This is a genomic window from Pseudoalteromonas atlantica (genome assembly GCF_043641955.1).
Taxonomy (GTDB): Bacteria; Pseudomonadota; Gammaproteobacteria; order Enterobacterales; family Alteromonadaceae; genus Pseudoalteromonas; species Pseudoalteromonas atlantica_A.
The window spans coordinates 234398-253851 of sequence record NZ_JBHZRV010000003.1; the positions used below are offsets into that span (position 1 = coordinate 234398).

19 protein-coding genes are annotated in these 19454 nt (G+C 38.9%); 10 read left to right on the forward strand and 9 right to left on the reverse strand.

Going from position 1 to position 19454, the window contains the following annotated elements:
- Positions 1 to 87: 87 nt before the first annotated feature.
- Positions 88 to 2034 carry a hypothetical protein gene (locus ACHUE3_RS08510; RefSeq protein ID WP_394192058.1) on the reverse strand — a complete coding sequence of 649 codons (1947 nt, stop codon included), beginning with the start codon at positions 2032 to 2034 and terminating at the stop codon, positions 88 to 90.
- 192 nt (positions 2035 to 2226) lie between these two features.
- Between ACHUE3_RS08510 and fadR the strand changes: the two genes are divergently transcribed.
- Both fadR and ACHUE3_RS08520 read left to right on the forward strand, forming a co-directional pair.
- Entirely contained in the window at positions 2227 to 2940 is a 714-nt protein-coding gene (gene fadR, locus ACHUE3_RS08515) for a fatty acid metabolism transcriptional regulator FadR (protein WP_099294414.1), read from the forward strand.
- 242 nt (positions 2941 to 3182) lie between these two features.
- Positions 3183 to 3788, forward strand: a complete 606-nt coding sequence (locus ACHUE3_RS08520; protein WP_058559809.1) for a peroxiredoxin — start codon at positions 3183 to 3185, stop codon at positions 3786 to 3788.
- Between the two features lie 64 nt (positions 3789 to 3852).
- Here ACHUE3_RS08520 and ACHUE3_RS08525 read toward each other — a convergent pair whose 3' ends face one another.
- Positions 3853 to 6447 (reverse strand): TonB-dependent receptor, encoded by a 2595-nt coding sequence (locus ACHUE3_RS08525; protein WP_394192061.1) that lies wholly within the window; start codon positions 6445 to 6447, stop codon positions 3853 to 3855.
- Between the two features lie 173 nt (positions 6448 to 6620).
- Positions 6621 to 7100: an SsrA-binding protein SmpB gene (smpB, locus tag ACHUE3_RS08530; RefSeq protein ID WP_099294418.1), complete on the reverse strand. Its 480-nt coding sequence runs from the start codon at positions 7098 to 7100 to the stop codon at positions 6621 to 6623.
- Positions 7101 to 7244: 144 nt separating this feature from the next.
- Between smpB and ACHUE3_RS08535 the strand changes: the two genes are divergently transcribed.
- Entirely contained in the window at positions 7245 to 7685 is a 441-nt protein-coding gene (locus ACHUE3_RS08535) for a type II toxin-antitoxin system RatA family toxin (protein WP_394192063.1), read from the forward strand.
- On the forward strand, positions 7682 to 8008 hold the full coding sequence (locus tag ACHUE3_RS08540) for an RnfH family protein (protein ID WP_394192065.1): 327 nt from the start codon (positions 7682 to 7684) through the stop codon (positions 8006 to 8008). The genes ACHUE3_RS08535 and ACHUE3_RS08540 overlap by 4 nt, the downstream gene beginning before the upstream one ends.
- A 46-nt stretch (positions 8009 to 8054) precedes the next feature.
- On the opposite strand, the gene ACHUE3_RS08545 is transcribed toward ACHUE3_RS08540, so the two are convergent.
- Positions 8055 to 8414 carry an outer membrane protein assembly factor BamE gene (locus ACHUE3_RS08545; protein WP_394192067.1) on the reverse strand — a complete coding sequence of 120 codons (360 nt, stop codon included), beginning with the start codon at positions 8412 to 8414 and terminating at the stop codon, positions 8055 to 8057.
- A gap of 119 nt (positions 8415 to 8533) precedes the next feature.
- Between ACHUE3_RS08545 and ACHUE3_RS08550 the strand changes: the two genes are divergently transcribed.
- The gene (locus tag ACHUE3_RS08550) at positions 8534 to 8866 is read left to right on the forward strand and encodes a GIY-YIG nuclease family protein (protein WP_394192069.1); all 333 of its coding nucleotides are present in this window, start codon (positions 8534 to 8536) and stop codon (positions 8864 to 8866) included.
- On the opposite strand, the gene ACHUE3_RS08555 is transcribed toward ACHUE3_RS08550, so the two are convergent.
- From ACHUE3_RS08555 to ilvC, 4 genes are all read right to left on the reverse strand, one after another.
- Entirely contained in the window at positions 8846 to 9751 is a 906-nt protein-coding gene (locus ACHUE3_RS08555) for a M28 family peptidase (protein WP_394192071.1), read from the reverse strand. The genes ACHUE3_RS08550 and ACHUE3_RS08555 overlap by 21 nt on opposite strands.
- The gene (locus ACHUE3_RS08560; RefSeq protein ID WP_394192073.1) at positions 9744 to 10937 is read right to left on the reverse strand and encodes a tetratricopeptide repeat protein; all 1194 of its coding nucleotides are present in this window, start codon (positions 10935 to 10937) and stop codon (positions 9744 to 9746) included. Before ACHUE3_RS08560 ends, ACHUE3_RS08555 begins: the two co-directional genes overlap by 8 nt.
- Positions 10938 to 11086: 149 nt before the next feature.
- Positions 11087 to 13000: a methyl-accepting chemotaxis protein gene (locus ACHUE3_RS08565; RefSeq protein WP_394192075.1), complete on the reverse strand. Its 1914-nt coding sequence runs from the start codon at positions 12998 to 13000 to the stop codon at positions 11087 to 11089.
- A gap of 198 nt (positions 13001 to 13198) precedes the next feature.
- Complete coding sequence (gene ilvC, locus ACHUE3_RS08570; protein WP_394192077.1) at positions 13199 to 14671, reverse strand: ketol-acid reductoisomerase; 1473 nt, start codon at positions 14669 to 14671, stop codon at positions 13199 to 13201.
- A 141-nt stretch (positions 14672 to 14812) separates the two neighbouring features.
- Between ilvC and ilvY the strand changes: the two genes are divergently transcribed.
- From ilvY to ACHUE3_RS08595, 5 genes are all read left to right on the forward strand, one after another.
- Positions 14813 to 15727, forward strand: coding sequence for an HTH-type transcriptional activator IlvY (gene ilvY / locus ACHUE3_RS08575; RefSeq protein WP_394192078.1), 915 nt, complete (start codon positions 14813 to 14815; stop codon positions 15725 to 15727).
- A 168-nt stretch (positions 15728 to 15895) separates the two neighbouring features.
- Complete coding sequence (locus ACHUE3_RS08580; RefSeq protein WP_394192079.1) at positions 15896 to 16705, forward strand: MipA/OmpV family protein; 810 nt, start codon at positions 15896 to 15898, stop codon at positions 16703 to 16705.
- A gap of 1 nt (position 16706) precedes the next feature.
- Entirely contained in the window at positions 16707 to 17093 is a 387-nt protein-coding gene (locus ACHUE3_RS08585; protein ID WP_394192080.1) for a DUF3019 domain-containing protein, read from the forward strand.
- A gap of 14 nt (positions 17094 to 17107) precedes the next feature.
- Positions 17108 to 17800: a response regulator gene (locus ACHUE3_RS08590; RefSeq protein WP_394192081.1), complete on the forward strand. Its 693-nt coding sequence runs from the start codon at positions 17108 to 17110 to the stop codon at positions 17798 to 17800.
- A gap of 6 nt (positions 17801 to 17806) precedes the next feature.
- A complete protein-coding gene (locus tag ACHUE3_RS08595; protein WP_394192082.1) occupies positions 17807 to 19057 on the forward strand; it encodes an ATP-binding protein in 1251 nt (416 codons plus the stop codon).
- Between the two features lie 98 nt (positions 19058 to 19155).
- Here ACHUE3_RS08595 and ACHUE3_RS08600 read toward each other — a convergent pair whose 3' ends face one another.
- Positions 19156 to 19374: a DUF3820 family protein gene (locus tag ACHUE3_RS08600; protein ID WP_394192083.1), complete on the reverse strand. Its 219-nt coding sequence runs from the start codon at positions 19372 to 19374 to the stop codon at positions 19156 to 19158.
- Between the last annotated feature and the right edge of the window lie 80 nt (positions 19375 to 19454).

Consider the following 19454-nt stretch of genomic DNA (forward strand, 5'->3'; position numbering starts at 1 on the left):
CATTATTTTAAATTTGAAAGGTCAGGGCTTGTTGTATTGGTGGGTAAGTAGATTGCGGGCATGAAGTCATACCCGCAAAAAGCAAGGTTATAGAACTGGTAAAGTTATTTTTCCAGTTATAACTTCTTCACTACCTTTAACTTTATATTCATAGCCAAGGGTTACTTGATTGTTGCTCGATACAGTATTGTCATTTAGGCGCCGAGTCTGATAATCAAAATCAGAAATGTACCAAGAGCCATCGTCAAGTGAAGTATGTAAATGAATATTATATGTTTCACCTAAAACATTTTCATTCAAAGCTGTGGCAACAGTTCTTAGCTGTTGGGTATTAGTATTACCTTCTGAAACGATAGTTCTCTGTTGATAGTCATTAGTTTTAGTTCCTTCTCTGGTATAGCTAATTAATGCTAATTTAAGACTTTCAAGAGACTCGATTGAACGAGGTAAATATACTGCCCCGTTATTAGATGCATATGCATTTTCAGGTGCGATCCCTGCAGTATTTGATGCAAAAATAAGCTCACCGTTAGTGAAACCGTTATTATTATCAAATTTGATGTCATCGATATTAAACTCACCTGCTTGGCCAACAGTAAAGTTTCTATCGGCTGAAATATCTTTTTCCGTGTTTGTACTTTTTTCGATAACTTTATCAATTTCATAACGGTAATTGCCCACAGTTAGTGTATTCGAAGGTAATACTGTTATAAAGTTATCACTTAATGATAAAGAAGCGGTTAATGGCATGGCAACATCTTCAAGACTAATACTAGTGACGCCAGGCTCAACAAAATCAGTGTCACTCTCATTACCACGGATCACGTTTAGCTGATTTACTTTTGTCAGTGAAATTTCACTTTCAATTAGCTCAACAGGTGTATCTAAAAATACGTAAAATCCTTGAGTTGTTAAATCTATATCTTGACTCACAACATCAATTTGAGGACTTTGATAGCCTTTTTGAGGTTGAGTTACAATTGATATAGCTCCATTTTCAATCTGATGAAAACCATTAACCGAACTATTGTAACTACCTTGAATATTTGCACCACCGTCTGAAGCCTTTACAGTAATCTTGCTACTTTGAAACAAGGTTCCTTGTGAATCATAGTAGCTAGGCAGCATCAAATTAAGTGTTGAAGTGCCTTTATATTCAAATACGTACTCATTCGTTGTGCTATCAAAATCTGCTGCAGATGTTTTTGAAAGTTGTGTGTATGCGACAATATCTAAATCATTGATTGTGTTACCAAGAGTATCAATTACAGAAAGGCGAACAGAAAACTCTGCGCTCTGGGCTGTTTTAGACACATAAACACTGCTGTTATTATCTAAATCTAGGGTATAAATTGTATTACTTTGATTAGGTTGACGAGTCAGCTCATAATCATCAATAGCATCGTTATCAATATCTAAGTCTACTAAAAGTAGTCTGTTTAAGCCTACCGCACGCGCAATTGAATAGGTGCCTGTTTGCTCATTAAATGTAGAGCTAACGTAATGCTCATTACGCTGTTGCCAATCTGATATGTCTTTAAGACCTTTTGATGTTGAATACGTAAAATCTAAACCTGTTACAGGTGTATTGGTGCCATTTTGTAGCACTTCAAATTCAATAAGCTCTTGGTTTGTTACTTCTAAAGCACCTAATTGGCTAATGCCCATACCTGTATTGCCGTAAAAAGCGCGCTCTTGAAACGAGTCATCGGGGCTTGATACTAATAAGGTAAAATCTGACTCAAGCGCTAAATCGCTTAATTCAAAAATGCCATCGGTAGCAGCCTTAGGCTCACTCCAAGTATTACCTATTTTGATAGATACTTGGGCGTTATTAACTTTATCATTGCTGATTAAATGCTCAACAGTTCCTGTTAATGTAGCTGTTTGGGTTGCTTCTACTTCTACAGTTGGTTTGTTTTGGTTTTCTATAGCAGAAATAAGATCGTCATTATTATTGTCTTCCACTTCAAGGCAGCCAGTGACTAAGAAACTAGCGGAAATTGCAAGTGCGATCGATGTATGTTTAAACATATAAACTCCGTTTATTATTTTATTTTTCCCAATTCGGGGGCGTTGAGTTTACATTCCTCTAGGCATTATTACATCCAAAACTTAAAAAAACAGCGCAGAGGAATTACTTTACTTGTTAGTTTTTAATCATCTGGTACAATCAGTCAGTTAATCTTGAAAGTGAAGTAATGTGATAACTCGAGTGGGAATTGAATGAGAATTTTTAAAGCAAAAAGCCCAGCTGGCTTTGCAGAAGAGTACATTGTTGAATCAATTTGGAACGGTGATTTTCCGCCAGGTTCTATCCTTCCTGCTGAACGCGAATTATCAGAATTAATCGGTGTAACGCGTACGACCTTACGTGAAGTTCTTCAACGCCTAGCCCGTGACGGTTGGCTGACAATACAGCACGGTAAACCTACTCGTGTAAATAACTTTTGGGAAACTTCTGGTTTAAATATTCTCGAAACACTGGCTCGTCTTGATGAAGACAAGATGCCCGAGCTTACAGATCAACTGCTTTCTGCACGCACTAATATCAGTGCAATCTATACGCGTGCTGCAATCAAACTAGCACCAGAGCGTGTAATTGAAATTCTTTCTCAAAGCGATGAACTTGAAGACAGTGCACAAGCGTTTGCTGATTACGATTACAAAGTCCATCACGAACTAGCTGTTGCGGGTAATAATCGCATATACGTACTTATTCTTAATGGGTTTAGGGGTTTTTACTCTAAAATAGGCTGTCATTATTTTTCAGATCCTGGTACCCGCCAATTAGCTCGCCAATTTTATAAAGATCTCACTAAGTTAGCACAAGAAGGTGAGCATGATGGTGCAATCTTTATGATGCGTAAATACGGTCATCAAACGGGTGAGATTTGGCAAAAAATCCGTGGCGATATGCCTGAAGATATTATGGACTAGAGACTTTGTCCTCATAAGAAAACCTGCTTTGCAGGTTTTTTTATGTCAATGAATACATAAATACAGCCTTCTAAAAATCCGATTGCACAAATCGAAAAATCCGATTATCTATTTAAACTGATTATCTCTAAACTATTTTGACAATTATGCATGCTAGCCCTTGGTATTTATTTTTTAGATCCCATATTAAAGCAAGCGTTGCGTAAGCAATTAGAAATAAACTCAAATATTTGGAGAATAAAATGGGTGTATTAGTAGGCCGCCAGGCACCAGACTTTACCGCTGCAGCAGTACTAGGTAACGGCGAGATCGTAGATAGCTACAATCTTCACGAAACAATCAAAGGTAAAAAAGCAGTTATCTTCTTTTACCCACTAGATTTCACTTTCGTATGTCCTTCTGAACTAATTGCTTTTGACAAGCGTTATGAAGAGTTCCAAAAGCGTGGCGTAGAAGTAATTGGTGTTTCAATTGATTCACAATTCTCGCACAACGCATGGCGTAAAACTGCTGTTGCAGACGGCGGCATCGGTGAAGTTAAATATGCACTAGTTGCAGACGTTAAGCACGAGATCTGTAAAGCATATGACGTTGAGCATCCAGAAGCTGGCGTTGCATTTCGTGGTTCATTCCTAATTGACGAAGAAGGTAACGTACGTCACCAAGTAGTTAACGATTTACCGCTTGGCCGTAACATCGATGAAATGTTACGTATGGTTGATGCATTAGCATTCCATAGCGAGCACGGTGAAGTATGTCCTGCTGGTTGGACTGAAGGTAAAAAAGGTATGGATGCGAGCCCTGCAGGCGTTGCAAAATTCCTTTCTGAAAACGAAGGCGACCTATAATTTAGGCCTTTGTTATAAGAATTAAAAAAACCCGCCAATTGGCGGGTTTTTTGTTGTGTTAAGGTTAGAAAGAGAATGACACTTTCGTGTAAATATAGCGTCCACGCGGGTTATGAACTCCAGACGCGTAGCCATATAAATCGCTGTCACCATCACCAATTGCAAAAGGGGGCTCTTCATCAAATAAATTATTGATACCAAAAGAGACCTTTGTTGATTCTGTTATACGATAGGCTGTTTGTAAATCGACTAAGACTTGAGAGTCAACCATTCTTGATGTGTTGCGATCAAAATCTAACGTACCATCAAAATCAATATCAGGCGTGTCTTCAAACTCGCCAACATAGCTGATGTTAACATTGGTATTGAATTCACCCATTTCCCAGTTTGTAGAAAAGATCCAGCGATGCTCAGGGTAACCATATTCTCCTGTGTAATCTCGACCATCTTTTTCAAATTTATCTTGATACGCCCACTCTAAGTTGAATTTAAGTAAACCTAAATCATCTAAAGAGTGGTTATAGTTTGCTGAGAAGTCGATACCAGATACTTCTTGTGATGATACATTCTCAAAAGTACTGTGGATCTTTTGAATAACACCTAGTCGTTGCCCAGCTTGTGGTGATAGGCGAACACAGATAGAACTGTTTTGATTATCACACTCTGCGTCGTAGATAGGGCCAAAGGCTTGTTCATCAATTTTGTTGTCTTGCGTGATGCTCCATACATCAATACTTAAACCAATTTCGGCTGTCGGTGCCCAAATAAAACCGACATTCCATGATTCAGACTCCTCAGCTTGTAAATCGGGGTTACCAGCAAACTGAATATTATAATCCAGGACGCCACAATCTTCTCCAGAATCCGCGCATCGGTAAGTATCAACAAAGAACTGACTTTCTTCTGATGGCCCCAACCCAATTTGTGCTAGTGATGGAGCTCTGAACCCTTGGGCCCATGAACCACGTACTGTGATTTCGTCAGTAGGTGCCCAGCGTAACGCCACTTTAGGATTAGTGGTGGTGCCAAAGTCACTATAATCATCAAAACGACCTGCAAGTTGAAGCTCTAAGCTATCTGCAAGCGGGATAGAAAATTCAACATAGGCCGCATACTGTTCACGATCAGCCGCTGCTGAGACTGACTCTGTGCCAAAAATAAGTCCGCGTTGGAATTGGTCATCCGGGATATCGCTGACATCTTCCTCTCGGTATTCAATACCGGCAGCCATCATTACAACGCTGTCGCCAAAATCAAATGCTTCGCCAGTAATGTTCGCATCGAATGAAGTCATGTGTGACTCACCTCGACGAACTAAGCTTGTCGTAATACGGTCAACGACAGCTGGGTCATTATAGGTGCCACCAAATGGATTATAATTACCAGCGTCAATTTCTTGTTGTAAGAAGTCGGTTCTTACCCAACCTTGTGAGCGGTTGCCTGTTTGAAGTGATTTACTACGACCTTTTTGTACGGCAGCCTCCCAGCCCCAGTCATTTATGTCCCCTTTAAGGCCAGCTACAAAGCGAAGAGTATCAGACTCAATATCCCATTGTCTTGGCCCTGCATCTACTGTTCTATAACGTCCTATTTTAATATCTTGTCCAAATGGATTGTTAGGGTGATTGCCAGGAACAGTCAGCCCTGCATCTTCATCTAAGGGAGTCGGGGCGCCAGCAGCAATTGAGCTATTATGTTGAACAGCCATCTCCATGAAAGCTGTGATGCCATTGTCAAAGTTGTATTCAAATTGAGAAATTGCACCAACACGTTCCGATGCAGGGGCAATATAGCCAAATGGACCGTAGTCAAAAAGGCAGCTTCCAGATGATGTTGCGTTTTCAGCGGGGCAGTCAGGGTCGATGGTTTTTACATCGTTTACATAAAAATATCCGGGAAAACCACGTGATGAACGAAAATCTTGACCGCCGTAATCACTTTGATTCGCAGTGCCTAAGCGGCCCATTTCATTTGATGACAATGATGTATTTTTAAAATAGTCAACAATGACTGAGGCGCTACTTTTGTCATTAGATGTGCCCCACACTAAGCTGGCCGAGGTTTCTTCATAATTAGGGCCATCAGTGCCACCATAGCCTAAATTAACTTCCAAGCCATCAATGTCTTTTTTGAGAATAACATTTACAACACCTGCAACAGCGTCTGAACCATAAATAGCAGAGGCGCCATCTTTTAATATGTCGATTCGTTCAATAGCTGAAACAGGAATACTGTTAATATCTACGAATGAGTTAGTAATACTTTCAGCAAATGCACTGATCGCGACTCGGCGGCCATTGATCAGAACAAGAGTTGCATCCGCGCCCAATCCCCTTAGACTAACAGCTGCTGCGCCATTAGCTGTTGAGTCTTGGTTGTTTCCGCGGGTTGAGAATGTTCCGTTGCCTGCAACAGGCATTCTTTCAAGCAGTTGTTGCAGGTTATCGTAACCCATATTATCTATATCAGCGCGACTAATTGATTGCACTGGAGAGGGACCTTCAATATCGGTACGCTTTATTCGAGAACCCGTTACTTCTATACGCTCTACTTTTTTTGCTTCCTCAGCAGCTGAGATATTAGCTGTATAGCCACTTGCGGCAAGTGCAAGCGTCATGCTTGCCAAAATTGAGGGTGTAAATGGAAGTGATTGCTTCATCCTTAAGTCCTTGTTGTCATAATAAATATTTTAGGCAATGAGCCTGTAATAGGAGTATCATGTAACAAGGGTGTTATAAAATAAGACTAAAGTTTAATAAGATGTTAGCTTTACATAACAAGGGAAGTAATATAAGCAAATAAAAACGCCTAACAGAGTTAGGCGCTTATTGGTTAGACTTTGTGCTTCATTAGCCGTTCTTTTTCACGGGACCAGTCTTTATTTTTGCCGTCCTCGCGTTTGTCATGCATTTTCTTACCTTTGCCTAACTGAAATTCAAGTTTTACCCAGCATTTTTTCCAATACATAGCTGTTGCAATCAATGAATATCCATCGCGCTCGGTTGCACCTACTAAGCGGTCTAGTTCACGCCTGCTCAAAAGAAGCTTCCGATAACGTAGAGGATCACAAATAACATGAGTAGAAGCACTGTTAAGAGGCTGTATTTGACTGCCCAACAAAAAGGCTTCGCCATTTTTAAGATGAATATAAGTTTCAGAAATATTTACTTTACCAGCTCGGATGCTTTTAACTTCCCAGCCTTGTAGTTCAATACCTGCTTCAAACTTGTCGTGTAAAAAATACTCATGACGCGCTTTTTTATTTAACGCGATGGTATTGTTTGTCGATTTAGATGATTTTTTCTTAGCCATAGTGGCCCATAATATACGTAAAGCTCTGCTTTTTACATCGATTTTTTAAATTTACATGTAAAAGTTGATATAAATAAAGCGCCAGTAATGTTTGGGGAAAAACGCAAAGCTTGCTAAAATTCGCCCACACAGTTGGGAGTGAGTATGCCACAAATAGAAAAAAGTGCGCTAGTTATGTATAGCAGTAAAGAGATGTTTAATTTAGTGAATGATGTAGATGCATACCCTAAATTTTTACCGCATTGTTCTGATGCAAAAATAATAACTCAGCAATCAAATACGATGACGGCAAGTTTAGAAATCTCTAAAGCAGGCATAAAGAAATGGTTTACAACAGAGAATACATTTGTTGATGAGCATACGGTGATGCTGCGTTTGGTGGATGGTCCTTTTAAAGCTTTAAAAGGTCAATGGCACTTTAGGTCACTTGATGAAAGAGCGTGTAAGGTAGAGTTACGCCTTGAGTTTGAATTTGCAAGTAAGCTTATTGAACTGGCTTTTGGGAAAATTTTTAATGATGTTGCAAAGAATATGGTTAACGCATTTACCCAAAGAGCGAAAGATGTGTATGGTCCGCGATTATGATTAGTGTAGAAGTTGTGTTTGCATTGCCTACAACGGCAACATCTTTAACTGTAGAGGTCCCAGAAGGTTCGAGCGCAGAAGAAGCTGTAATTAAATCAGGTATTTTAGAAAAGTGCCCTGAGATAGATGCTACCTCTTTAACTTTGGGAGTGTGGAATCGAACGTGTAAATTAACGCAAGTGCTTGCGCAAGGTGATAGAGTTGAAATTTATCGTCCCTTGATTGCAGATCCAAAGGATGCAAGACGTAAACGAGCTGAAAAGGCAAAAGAAGAAGGTCGCGCGAATAAAGTTACTGGTGGGCGAGCACTGGACAAGCCATAAGCGAAAAAGGTTAGCAATTGCTAACCTTTCATAATAGTAATTGTGATTACTGCTCAAGTGGCGTATTAAATTCTTCCGGCTGCTCGTAATCACCGGTTAATGAAACCAGTTTTTCATTCTCAAAGTTAATGGTAAGCGATTTACGTTGCTCGTTTTTACGACCTAAGTTAAAAGAATATACGTAGTGCCACGTATTTTTATCGAATGCATCTTCTGCGACAGGTTTACCCAAAACATAAAGAACCTGCTCTCGTGTCATATTAATACGTAATTTATCAACATCAGATTGCTCTAAAAAGTTACCTTGTGGAATATTTATACGATAAACCCAGCTAGAACATCCAGCAACACTACTAAGCGTAACTGCAACTATAAACCAAAGAGAAAAAGTTTTTAACGACTGCATTGTTTGTTTGGATCCTTATTTTTTATAAACTGCATGATACCGATTAGTCACTTAAGGTAAAACCTTTTTGCACCATTGTTTGGCACTTAATTTAAACTATCGATGTTTGGAGTGATGATTTGACCATAAAGAACGATAAAAGTTTAGCCTCAGGTAAAAATACACCCAAAGAGCCAGTAGCAATTTGGTCTTTGTATATAGTTCAAACTAGGTTAGGGCATTGGTATACAGGAATTTCAACTGATGTTGCTAAACGTTTTGCCACGCATCAGGCTGGTAAAGGGGCTAAAAACTTGAAGGGAAAAGGGCCTTTAACGCTTGTTTTTCAGGTTGCGGTTGGTAATCGAAGTGAAGCAACAAAGCTCGAGTACAAAGTAAAGCAATTAACAAAACTCCAAAAGCGAGAGTTTATAAAGACACAGGAACTGCCTCTAAAAGTCAGCAAAGTCTAAGTGACGAATAAACTTTTCAATATAGAGTACTGTTTCTAAGTACATTGATTGGTCAATACTTGCAAAGTCATCAGATGATTTATGGTGGTGTTTGTCATCACCCATCCCGAAATAGATATAACCAATATCTGCTTGCGCAAAAGAATAATGGTCACTGGCTTTACGCCAGTCAATGCGATTATTTTTTATTAACCGATTCATGTGATATATGGAGCTTGTCACTTTTATATTGAGGCTATTTGTAGTTATTAAGCTTGTTAGATTTTTTACTGCATGTTTTTGTTGGCGGGAAGTAAACGCGTATAAAGTAGGGTGGCGCTTTTTGACGCCCAACATATCAAGATTAATATTTAATAATGGCAAAGAGGTGTCAAGTGTGGAGACATAAAACGTGCTTCCATGTAGGCCATTTTCTTCTGCATCTACCGCAACAAAAACAATATTAAAATCAGGTTGGTTCACTTTTAATTGCTGTGCTAGAAAAAGTAGTGCACTGACCCCTGTTGCATTATCGTTAGCACCAGGAAAATACTTTCCACTTCCACCTTTACTACCGAGGTGGTCGTAATGTGCGGTTATAATCAGTTGCGGTGCTAGCGCATTGTGTGTCGTTAAGTTTGCAATAACATTATTGCCCACGGAGCTTGAGAAAAAACCACTGCGATACTCAAACGGTTGTAATTGGCTCTGATAGCCAAGTGAATCAAAACGTTCACTGATATATTGTGCTGCCTTAAGAGCGCCTTGGGTATTTGTTTTTCTCCCATTTAGCGCCTCAGAGCTTAAGTGCAATAAATCATCAAATAACTGTTGCTGTGCTATTTGTGTATATGCTGGTGTGCAATAGCACATTGTAAAGAGTAAAAGTAATAATTTTTTAATCACTAACTTTAGCCGTCATATTACTCAATACCGCTAGCTTGGACTGATATCGTTCTTTATCGTGTTTAAAATCCGCATACTTATTTGCTAGACGAAGCTGCTTATAAGCATGCTTAAAATCACCTAATTGATAGTACGTTTTCGCTAAGCCAAAATAACTATCATGGAGTTTTTTATCGAGTCTTTTAGCTTTATGGTAATGTTTAATTGCATCGCGATAATCATTATTTTTGTAAGCCGTGTTACCTAAAGAAACATGATAGTAAGGATTACTTTGGCGCTTTTTATCTAGAGAGGTTAATATTTCACTGGCTTGTTCATTACGATCTGTTAGCTGATAAAGCAAAGCCAAATTTCCAAGTGCCGTATGGTTATCTTTGTTGGCCTCTAAGGCATAATTATAGGCTAATTCTGCGTCTTTAAATTGATTAGTGATCCTAAATAGCACAGCTAAATTACCCCACGCACTAGAATAGTGGTTATCAGTTTTAGTTGCGGCACCAAAATAACTGTAAGCAAGATCGTATTGCCTGTTAAGCATAGCAATTACACCTTTATTGTTATAAAACATGGCTGTAATACGGGCTTTTGAAATATTACTTGTTTGAAATTTTTCGCCTCGAGAGTTGGGGTCAAAATCTATAACTACAGAGTCTAAGCTATTGTAAACATGCTTTATATTACTGCCTTTATTTAGAGGCTGAGATATACGCAAGTTTATATGGCTTGTTAAAAGGTTATACCCTTTATTTAGTGCCCAGTATTCTGGAATATGTACTTGCTGAAATTGAGTGTCCATTCCTAAATGCTCAGCCATGCTGTATGCCAATATAGACAATGAAAGGCAATTAGCATTTAAATCATTATAGGCTTGGTTAGCAATTAATGTAGCGCCTGATTGATAAGATAATGATTCATCCCCGTTTTCAAGTAAAAACCTAAGTAACTTTCGGGTTGATTGCAAGTTTCGTTTTGTAGGTGGAAATGCGCTATCCAACTGCTGCTTTATATCTTCACTTAATACAAATATTTCTGTGGGTGTCTCAACGGGTAAGGTTTTAAAACTATACTCTAAAGCAAAATTGGGGGGAGGAGAGAGTTGCGTGTTATTTGATGTGGCGTTACATCCGCTTAATAAAACTAGAAAGAAAATAATGCCCAAATAAATGTTTGCGTTTGATGTTGTCATTTGACTGCCCCAACTAATCAACTTACATTAATTATAGCCTATATTTTAAACAGAGCATGTCTGATAAAAGAGAAAGTCAGATAGCGCTTTTAAAGTGGAGTGTATGTTACTTTTAAAAGCGCCTAAATTATTATTTAGCGGTGAAAGAGTTAATGCTTTTCAAACATAGCTACTAGCTTGTCCAAAGCTTGAGCACTGTTTGCAAGGTCACTAATAGCTTGCTCTGTACTTATTTGCTCCTGCATTGCTTTATCGCTTATCTCGCTGATTGATTCAATTGTACGTCCAACGTCAGTAACAACTGTACTTTGCTCTTCTGTAGCTGTTGCAATAAGCGTAGCCATGTCATTTATTTCGTTTGCTGTATTGGTAATCGCACTTAATAATTGAACGGAGTTTTGCATAGCTAATACACTCTCCTGAGCCTTATTTTTTGATTGTGTGATATTAGTAACAACTAATGATGAAGTACTGGTTAACTCTTCAATCATAGTTTGAATTTCAGTTGTTGATTGTGATGTGCGACTCGCCAGTGCTCTCACTTCATCTGCAACAACTGCGAACCCTCTACCATGCTCGCCCGCACGAGCAGACTCAATAGCAGCATTTAAAGCGAGTAAATTTGTCTGCTCCGAAATGCCTCGAATAGAATCAACGATCGTCGCGATGGCTACTGTTTTTTGAGACAACTGTTCGACCTGTGTTGTTATTAGATCAATGTCTCCAGCTAAGGCCGAGATTGCTTCCTGACTGAGGCTCACTTGTTGATGGCTCTTGTCAGTATTTGCTTTACTGTCTTGGGTTAGCTTTGCAGCTGTTGCTGCACTGCTCGCAATTTCTTGTACCGTAGCGCCCATCTGATTAATAGCCGCAGCGACAGTAATAGTTTGTTCTTTCTGGCTATCAATAGCTTGTGAGTTACGTTGTGATTGGTCAAAAACATGCTGAGAGCTTTGGCGTATTTCGTGGCTTTCACTGGCAACTTTTGCAATGGCTGTTTCAATTTTTGTCAGGAATAAGTTAAAGCCGTTGCTTAATTTAGCCAGTTCAGGCTGATCAGATTCAGGTAAGCGGTAGGCCAAATTCGCATCTCCAGAACCTAAACGAGTGAATAGTTCAGCCATTTTTGATAAGGGAGATGACAATGAGCGTGCCAATAGAAAACTAACTACGGATGCAATCAATCCAATTAAAACAGCAAAGCTGATAATCTGCCACTGTAGGTCTTTTATGCCTGCAAAGACTTCATCTTTAGCAACTTGTGCAACAACATATAAATGCGTGCCTTTGATAGGACTTGCGGCAAGAAAATACGCTTTATCGTCAATGGTGGTTTCTAATAAATTAAAGTCATTGTTTTGTAATAGCTGGCTTGCGATACCCCTGCCATATAGTGAGTCAAGCTGAGCTTTGGCAACTTTATTTGCGTCTCTATGGAGTTTGACTAAACCAGTATCGTCGGCGATGAACACGAAACCAGATTGCTCGATTCTAAACTTATTTAATAAAGCTTGCATTGCAGAAATACTTTTTGCAAGTCCAGCAAGGCCTACACCATTAGTTTGCTGGTGGTTTACAAACATTTTTACGTCGTTTTCACTTTCTTGAAAAATGCTAATTGAAAAAGGCTGTTTACTTTGTTTAAAACCGTAAAACCAAGCATCTTGCTCAGTATTCAACACTCTTAAAAAACCATCTTGGTTCCAGTATTGAGCACTTTCTCTATTTGCCCAAGACGCCGTAGCAAGGTTGTATTGACGCTTAACGCGGTTTAACTCGTTGATTAATATAGTGTCATTAGCATTGTTTTTAGCCGCCCAATCCAAAATAAACTCATTGCTAGATAACTGCTGTGCAGCACTTTTAAGCTGATTTATTTCTAAACTAATATAGTTATTTATAGCTTGGATTTTACTAGGGAGTTCAGACTCAATCATACGCTGTTCTATGATGTTTTTTGCACTAAATAAAGATGTAATACCTATTAATGCAGATACCAGTAATGCGATACAGATACCTAAAAGTGTTATTTTTTGCGTAATTGGAGTGCGTTGTAAGAGCATAATTTGTTTGTTAATTTACTACATTAGCATTCAGTTTAGCACAATAATAAGACACTGCGATATGATATGTGTAGGAATTGGGGAAATTACATCATTGCTTTTTGAGCTGTCTATGTGCGGTTTTAGGCATGAAAAAGCCCACTGCAAATGCTAGTGGGCTTGGTTTCTAACAAGCGAAACTTCTTTTATTGTCCAGGGTTAAACAATCTTTTTCATTGCTGACATATAGCCACGCAATTTAGCGCCTACAATTTCAACAGGGTGTTCACGTAGTGCTTTATTTATTTCTATTAATACTTTGTTATCCACATAGTTACTTTGCTCAGCTAAACCTTTACCTATTACATCTGTTGAGATGTCTTTCATAAAGTCTTTTAGTAGTGGTAAACAAGCGTGATTATATAAATAACACCCGTACTCTGCAGTATCAGAAATTGTTCTATTCATTTCATAAAGTTTTTTGCGGGCAATAGTGTTCGCTATAAGTGGTGTTTCATGAAGTGACTCGTAGTACGCCGACTCTTCGATGATACCTGCAGCAGTCATCGTTTCAAAAGCAAGTTCTACGCCTGCTTTAACCATAGCAACCATTAAAATGCCATTATCAAAAAACGCTTGCTCCGTAATTTCAACATCACCCGCAGGTGTTTTTTCAAAGTTAGTTTCAGCTGTTTCTGCACGCCACTTTAGTAGGTTAGCATCATCGTTTGCCCAATCTTCCATCATAACGCGAGAGAACGTACCGTCGATGATGTCATCTTGGTGCTTGTTATAAAGTGGGCGCATAATTACTTTAAGTTGCTCACTTAATTCAAACGCTTTTACTTTTGCTGGGTTTGATAAGCGGTCAAGCATATTGGTAACACCACCGTATTTAAGTGCCTCAGTGATCACTTCCCAACCGTATTGAATTAACTTAGATGCATAGCCTGGTTCAATATCGTTTTCGACCATTTTGTCGAAGCATAAAATTGAACCTGTTTGTAACATACCGCAAAGGATAGTTTGCTCGCCCATCAGGTCAGACTTTACTTCAGCAATGAATGATGATTTCAGTACCCCTGCGCGATGGCCACCGGTACCTGCTGCATACGCTTTTGCTTGTGCCAGACCATGGCCTTGAGGGTCGTTTTCAGGGTGTACGGCGATAAGTGTTGGAACACCAAAGCCACGTTTATATTCTTCACGTACCTCAGAACCAGGACACTTTGGAGCTACCATGATGACGGTGATATCGTTACGAACCTGCATGCCTTCTTCAACAATATTGAAACCATGAGAGTATGCAAGGGTAGAGCCTTGTTTCATCATTGGCATAATTGCACTTACAACTGCAGTATGCTGTTTGTCTGGTGTTAAATTAAGTACTACATCAGCGCTAGGAATTAACTCTTCATAAGTACCAACTGCAAAGCCATTTTCAGAAGCGTTTAAAAAAGACTGGCGGCGCTCACTGATTGCTGCATCTCGTAATGTATAAGATACATCTAATCCTGAATCTCGTAGATTAAGACCTTGATTCAAACCTTGTGCACCACAGCCAACAATAACAAGTTTTTTACCTTTTAATGCTTCAACTCCATCTGCAAACTCAGCTGGGTCCATAAATTCGCATTGTGCTAACTGAGCTAACTGCTCACGTAAAGGAAGAGTGTTAAAATAATTCGCCATTGTTAGTATCCTATTCATTTATATTCTGTTAGATGCAAGTTTTATTTTCTTGCTTAGTGATACCCTATGTGAATAATATGCTTGCGTAAAATGATATATTTGAATTAGAGTATTTCATAAAATGAAATGTGGAGGGTGAGCATGGATCATAAGCGATTAAGTTACTTTTTAGTGTTAGCAAAAACGTTGCACTTTGCCCGTGCGAGTGAGCTGTGTCATATTAGCGCACCAACTTTAAGCCGAAATATAAAGCAATTGGAAGATGAAGTTGGTGTTGCATTATTTAGTCGAGATAACCGAAGTGTAAAATTAACGCGTGAAGGTGAGTCGTTTATTGATTATGCAAATGCAACGCTTGCTAATTGGCACCGTTTTCGGGCAAATGTGCAAGACCCTGAGCAAACGATATACGGGAAGGTCGGTATTTATTGTTCAGTCACCGCTTCTTATAGTTTTTTACATCAAATGTTGGAGCAATTACGATTAGAGCATCAACATATTGAGTTAAAGTTAAATACTGGTGATCCTGCGCTGGCAATCAATAGGGTACTTGACTCACATGAAGATATGGCAATAGCCGCTAAACCTGACAAACTGCCTAATCAGATTGCATTTGCGAGTATTGGCTATTCATCTTTGGTGTTCATTGCGCCTCGTAACCCTACATTAATAAGAGAAGAACTAGCAACCAGAACAGAGTCAATTGATTGGTCTAAATTAGAATTTATTGTACCTGAACAAGGATTAACTCGGCAAAGGCTTGAGCTGTGGTGGCGTAAGCATAATATTAACGCAAAGATATACGCTCAGGTTGCTGGCCATGAAGCTATGGTATCGATGGTTAGCTTAGGGTTAGGCATTGCAATGGTACCTAAAATTGTTCTTGATAATAGTCCTCTAAAAGATCGCGTTCATATTATAAGCGACCAACGTGATGCTCCCGCGGGTTTTGAAATAGGCCTCGCTGTGCTTAAGAAAAACCTTTCAGATCCTGCTTTGAATGCGCTTTGGAATATTGCGCAATCTTTAAAGGAAATTAACAGCGTTGCAAATTAGTGCAATGTTGGTAGTGAATGTATCAAAAGTGTGAATGATTGTAATCAACTGGGGATAAGTTTTTAATAGCTTGCTATTATACTCGCACAAACAGCATAAAAACGTATAAAAATAACGATGAAGTTGATAGCGTACATCTTGGTTTTGATAAGCATAATGTTTGGCTCTATGAGTATCTCATTTGCTCAACCGTCAGAAGGTGAATTAAATCAGGATATAGCCATTGGACAATGGCATGTAAGTTTGAATACTGGTTTAGGTATTATGACAAACCCTTTAAAAGGAGGGTCAAATTTACCTTTAGTATTAATACCTGAGGTTGCTTATTACGCCGAGCATCTTTTTTTTGATAATGGTCGGCTAGGTTATAGCCTCAAGCCTGACTCCCCCCACGTTGTTAATTTTGTGTCTGAGTTTAATCCTGAAACTCGTTTTTTTGTCGATTGGCACCCAGCTAATATATTTGCTTTAACTTCATCCAATTCATTTATTGCCTCCCCATCGGTTGAGCTAAAAGAGCAACAGCCAAAATTAGAAATTAATGAACTTGATAAGCGAAAGTGGGCACTTGATGCAGGCCTTAGCTACCATTACATTTATGAAAAACATGTTTTTTCTGCACAAGCTCTATCTGATGTATCAGGTGTTTATAATGGGTGGCGCAGTGCGTTACAGTGGCAAATGTCTCATAGAATTGGTGAGGTATATATTAAACCAAGCCTTGGTATTTGGTACAAATCAGCACAATTAAATGATTATTTTTATGGTGTGACTAAAAAAGAAAACCCAATTGAAGCAATTGCAGTTGGTAGTAGCTTACAGCCTTATGCTAAAATCGACGCCCGCTGGCCTCTAAGTGAGGTTAATTCAGTACGTTTTCATCTGGCTTATTATGATTATTCAACCTCAGCGGACAGCCCGCTGTTCGAAAAATCGTATTCTATGACTGCTTTTTTAGGATTTAATCATATTTTTTAATATGAAGTATCTACAATTTATTCTTTGTGTTTTTGCTTTGGTCATTTGGCCGTTACAGGCTAAGGCAACAAAAGATATACTCAGTGTATCACCTAAGGTCTGTGTGGTTTCCGAACAACAAGATATTTGTGATCTTGATTTAAAGTTCACTGTGTCGTTGCCAAAAAAAATGGATGTGTGTTTGTATGAACAGAGTCAGCAGTTGCAATGCTGGCAGCAAGTTAAAGTTGCAAGTTTTAATTATAAAGCGCATGTTCATATTAAGACCCTATACTCCCTGCACAATCCTCATACGGATGAACAGATAGCAACGGCAAGTATTGATGTACAAAGTACACGTGCCAAGACAACACGACGTAGGCTTCGTTCTCCGTGGAGCTTTTTTTAATTCTGGAGCTGCCAATGGCAAAGATTTTACTTGTTGAAGATGATTTAGGATTACAGCAATTAACACGAGATTACCTAGAAAGTAATGGCCTCGAAGTTGCGGTGCTTGAGCGTGGCGATGAAGTGTTTGAATATCTAGAGACGAACCAAGTCGACTTAATGATATTAGATGTAATGCTACCAGGTAAAGACGGTTTTAGTGTTTGCCGTCAAGTCAGAGATAAATTTAGTTTACCCATTTTAATGCTCACAGCCAAAGGTGAAGACTTTGATCAAGTGATCGGGTTAGAACTAGGTGCTGATGATTATGTAATTAAACCTGCCGAGCCTAGAGTGTTATTAGCCCGTATTAATGCTTTATTAAGACGTGGTCAAGCCACAACTAAAGCCCCTGAAGAACTTCAGTTTGGTGATTTAAGTATTGATAAAACAAGCCGAATTGTACGATTAAAGAATAATGAAATTACGCTCACATCACATGAATTCGAATTACTTTGGTTGCTTGCCTCGAATGCGGGGGAGGTGCTTAGCCGAGAACATGTGCATCAGCATATGATAGGCCGCCAGTACGATGGTTTGGACCGCACAGTTGATGTTCGCGTATCACGTATTCGTAAAAAATTAGGCGACAGTAGTGATAAACCATATCGTATAAAAACGGTTTGGGGTCAAGGCTACTTATTTGTTTCTGATGCATGGGGAATGTAATCGATAATGGGGAAGCTGTTTGCAAGTTTATATTTGTACATTATATTTTCCCTTTTTTTGGTTAGTGGCGTAATAGAGCAACTTTGGCCTTATGAAGAGAGTCAGCAACACCTTTCCCTTGATGATGAGTTTGGCCGCTCCCTTTGGTTATTAGCACAAACACCCGAAGGTATTGAACAGATATCGCATAATTTTGGCGCCAATGTGGTGCCAATCAAAGATGTCGCTTTACCGGTTACACATCAAAATGAATTGTCGGAAAAACACTTTATTTATCTTTTTGATCAACAGCAACGACTAGTTTGGTATGTCAGAATTGATAGTGAGCGCCTACTTCAAATTGGTCCTATAGATGTTTCAGAGCCAGTATTTCCCTCAGTATGGCCATACTTTTTGTTATTAAGTGTGGTTGGTGTACCTGTTGGGTTATGGAGCTTTTTACTGTGGCGTGATTTTTCAAAATTGAGACTAGCTTGCGAGGCCGTTGATGGCTCTCAAGATTTCCAATTAACAGAATCGTCGAAGTCTTTCTTTTTGCCTATTACTGACACTTTAAGTGCCATGCAGCTTCGCATTCAGCATTTATTAACAGCTCAGCAAGAGTTAACATCATCTGTGTCTCACGAATTTAGAACACCGTTAGCACGTTTAAAGTTTGCGCTAGTTATGCTAGAAGATAAAGTGACTGACGAAAAAGCATTTAACTACATTGATACAATGCAAGCTGATATTACTGAGCTGGAATCACTCGTCAAAGAGATGCTTGATTACGCTCGTCTTGATAGCCAACAACCTAATATAAAGGTTGAGCAATGTGATTTAGTTGATTTGATAAGCATCGTAATTAAAAAGCTTGATTATGCGACTGATATAACGCTTACAATGTCTTTACCTGCAAAATATACCTATACATGCGATGCTCATTTTATTGCGCGCAGTATGCAAAATTTAATAGGTAACGCACTAAAGCATGCAAAAAATCATGTGCACGTGAGCCTTGTAGAAGAGTCAGAGACAATAACGATTCATGTAGAAGATGATGGGTCAGGTATTGAGCTTGCTCAAAGAGAAGCTGTGTTTAAACCGTTTACCCGATTAGATAAGAGTCGAGATAAGAAAACAGGGGGCTTTGGCTTAGGTTTAGCTATAGTTGCAAAAATAATTTCTTGGCACCAAGGAGATTATTTGGTGTCTGATTCCACATTAGGTGGTGCGAAGGTGACGATTTATTTACCTAAGCTTAAACGAGGTACATAAAAAAAGCGCCTGATGGCGCTTTTTACGGTTTAAACCAAAATCAACAAGTAGCAATTTAATAGACCGCCTTTAAACAAATAAGTTCATAATGTAGAGCGTTATTTTTTGCTATTTAAAAGCGGCATTAACATTTCTTCTAGCCCATTGAGCTTCACTTCATAAATCATCGCAAGCTGAGTACCTAACTGCCCTTGGGGAAAGCCTTTTTGCTTGAACCAAACAAGATACGGCTCTGGTAACAACAGTAAAGGGCGCCCTGCATATTTCCCAAAAGGCATTTTTGTATTAATAGCTATTTTAAGTAATTGAGAATTCATTGTTAAGCTTAATTAAATGTACTAGATAATTGCTTCAGTGTACTACAAGGAGAGAAAGAATAGGCTGTGACGGGCAAGAA

Excerpts from the sequence above, each read along its gene's own strand:
- ACHUE3_RS08510 (WP_394192058.1), bottom strand. The coding sequence starts at position 2,034 with ATGTTTAAACATACATCGATCGCACTTGCAATTTCCGCTAGTTTCTTA.
- fadR (WP_099294414.1), top strand. The coding sequence starts at position 2,227 with ATGAGAATTTTTAAAGCAAAAAGCCCAGCTGGCTTTGCAGAAGAGTAC.
- ACHUE3_RS08520 (WP_058559809.1), top strand. The coding sequence starts at position 3,183 with ATGGGTGTATTAGTAGGCCGCCAGGCACCAGACTTTACCGCTGCAGCA.
- ACHUE3_RS08525 (WP_394192061.1), bottom strand. The coding sequence starts at position 6,447 with ATGAAGCAATCACTTCCATTTACACCCTCAATTTTGGCAAGCATGACG.
- smpB (WP_099294418.1), bottom strand. The coding sequence starts at position 7,100 with ATGGCTAAGAAAAAATCATCTAAATCGACAAACAATACCATCGCGTTA.
- ACHUE3_RS08535 (WP_394192063.1), top strand. The coding sequence starts at position 7,245 with ATGCCACAAATAGAAAAAAGTGCGCTAGTTATGTATAGCAGTAAAGAG.
- ACHUE3_RS08540 (WP_394192065.1), top strand. The coding sequence starts at position 7,682 with ATGATTAGTGTAGAAGTTGTGTTTGCATTGCCTACAACGGCAACATCT.
- ACHUE3_RS08545 (WP_394192067.1), bottom strand. The coding sequence starts at position 8,414 with ATGCAGTCGTTAAAAACTTTTTCTCTTTGGTTTATAGTTGCAGTTACG.
- ACHUE3_RS08560 (WP_394192073.1), bottom strand. The coding sequence starts at position 10,937 with ATGACAACATCAAACGCAAACATTTATTTGGGCATTATTTTCTTTCTA.
- ACHUE3_RS08565 (WP_394192075.1), bottom strand. The coding sequence starts at position 13,000 with ATGCTCTTACAACGCACTCCAATTACGCAAAAAATAACACTTTTAGGT.
- ilvC (WP_394192077.1), bottom strand. The coding sequence starts at position 14,671 with ATGGCGAATTATTTTAACACTCTTCCTTTACGTGAGCAGTTAGCTCAG.
- ilvY (WP_394192078.1), top strand. The coding sequence starts at position 14,813 with ATGGATCATAAGCGATTAAGTTACTTTTTAGTGTTAGCAAAAACGTTG.
- ACHUE3_RS08580 (WP_394192079.1), top strand. The coding sequence starts at position 15,896 with ATGAGTATCTCATTTGCTCAACCGTCAGAAGGTGAATTAAATCAGGAT.
- ACHUE3_RS08585 (WP_394192080.1), top strand. The coding sequence starts at position 16,707 with ATGAAGTATCTACAATTTATTCTTTGTGTTTTTGCTTTGGTCATTTGG.
- ACHUE3_RS08590 (WP_394192081.1), top strand. The coding sequence starts at position 17,108 with ATGGCAAAGATTTTACTTGTTGAAGATGATTTAGGATTACAGCAATTA.
- ACHUE3_RS08595 (WP_394192082.1), top strand. The coding sequence starts at position 17,807 with ATGGGGAAGCTGTTTGCAAGTTTATATTTGTACATTATATTTTCCCTT.
- ACHUE3_RS08600 (WP_394192083.1), bottom strand. The coding sequence starts at position 19,374 with ATGAATTCTCAATTACTTAAAATAGCTATTAATACAAAAATGCCTTTT.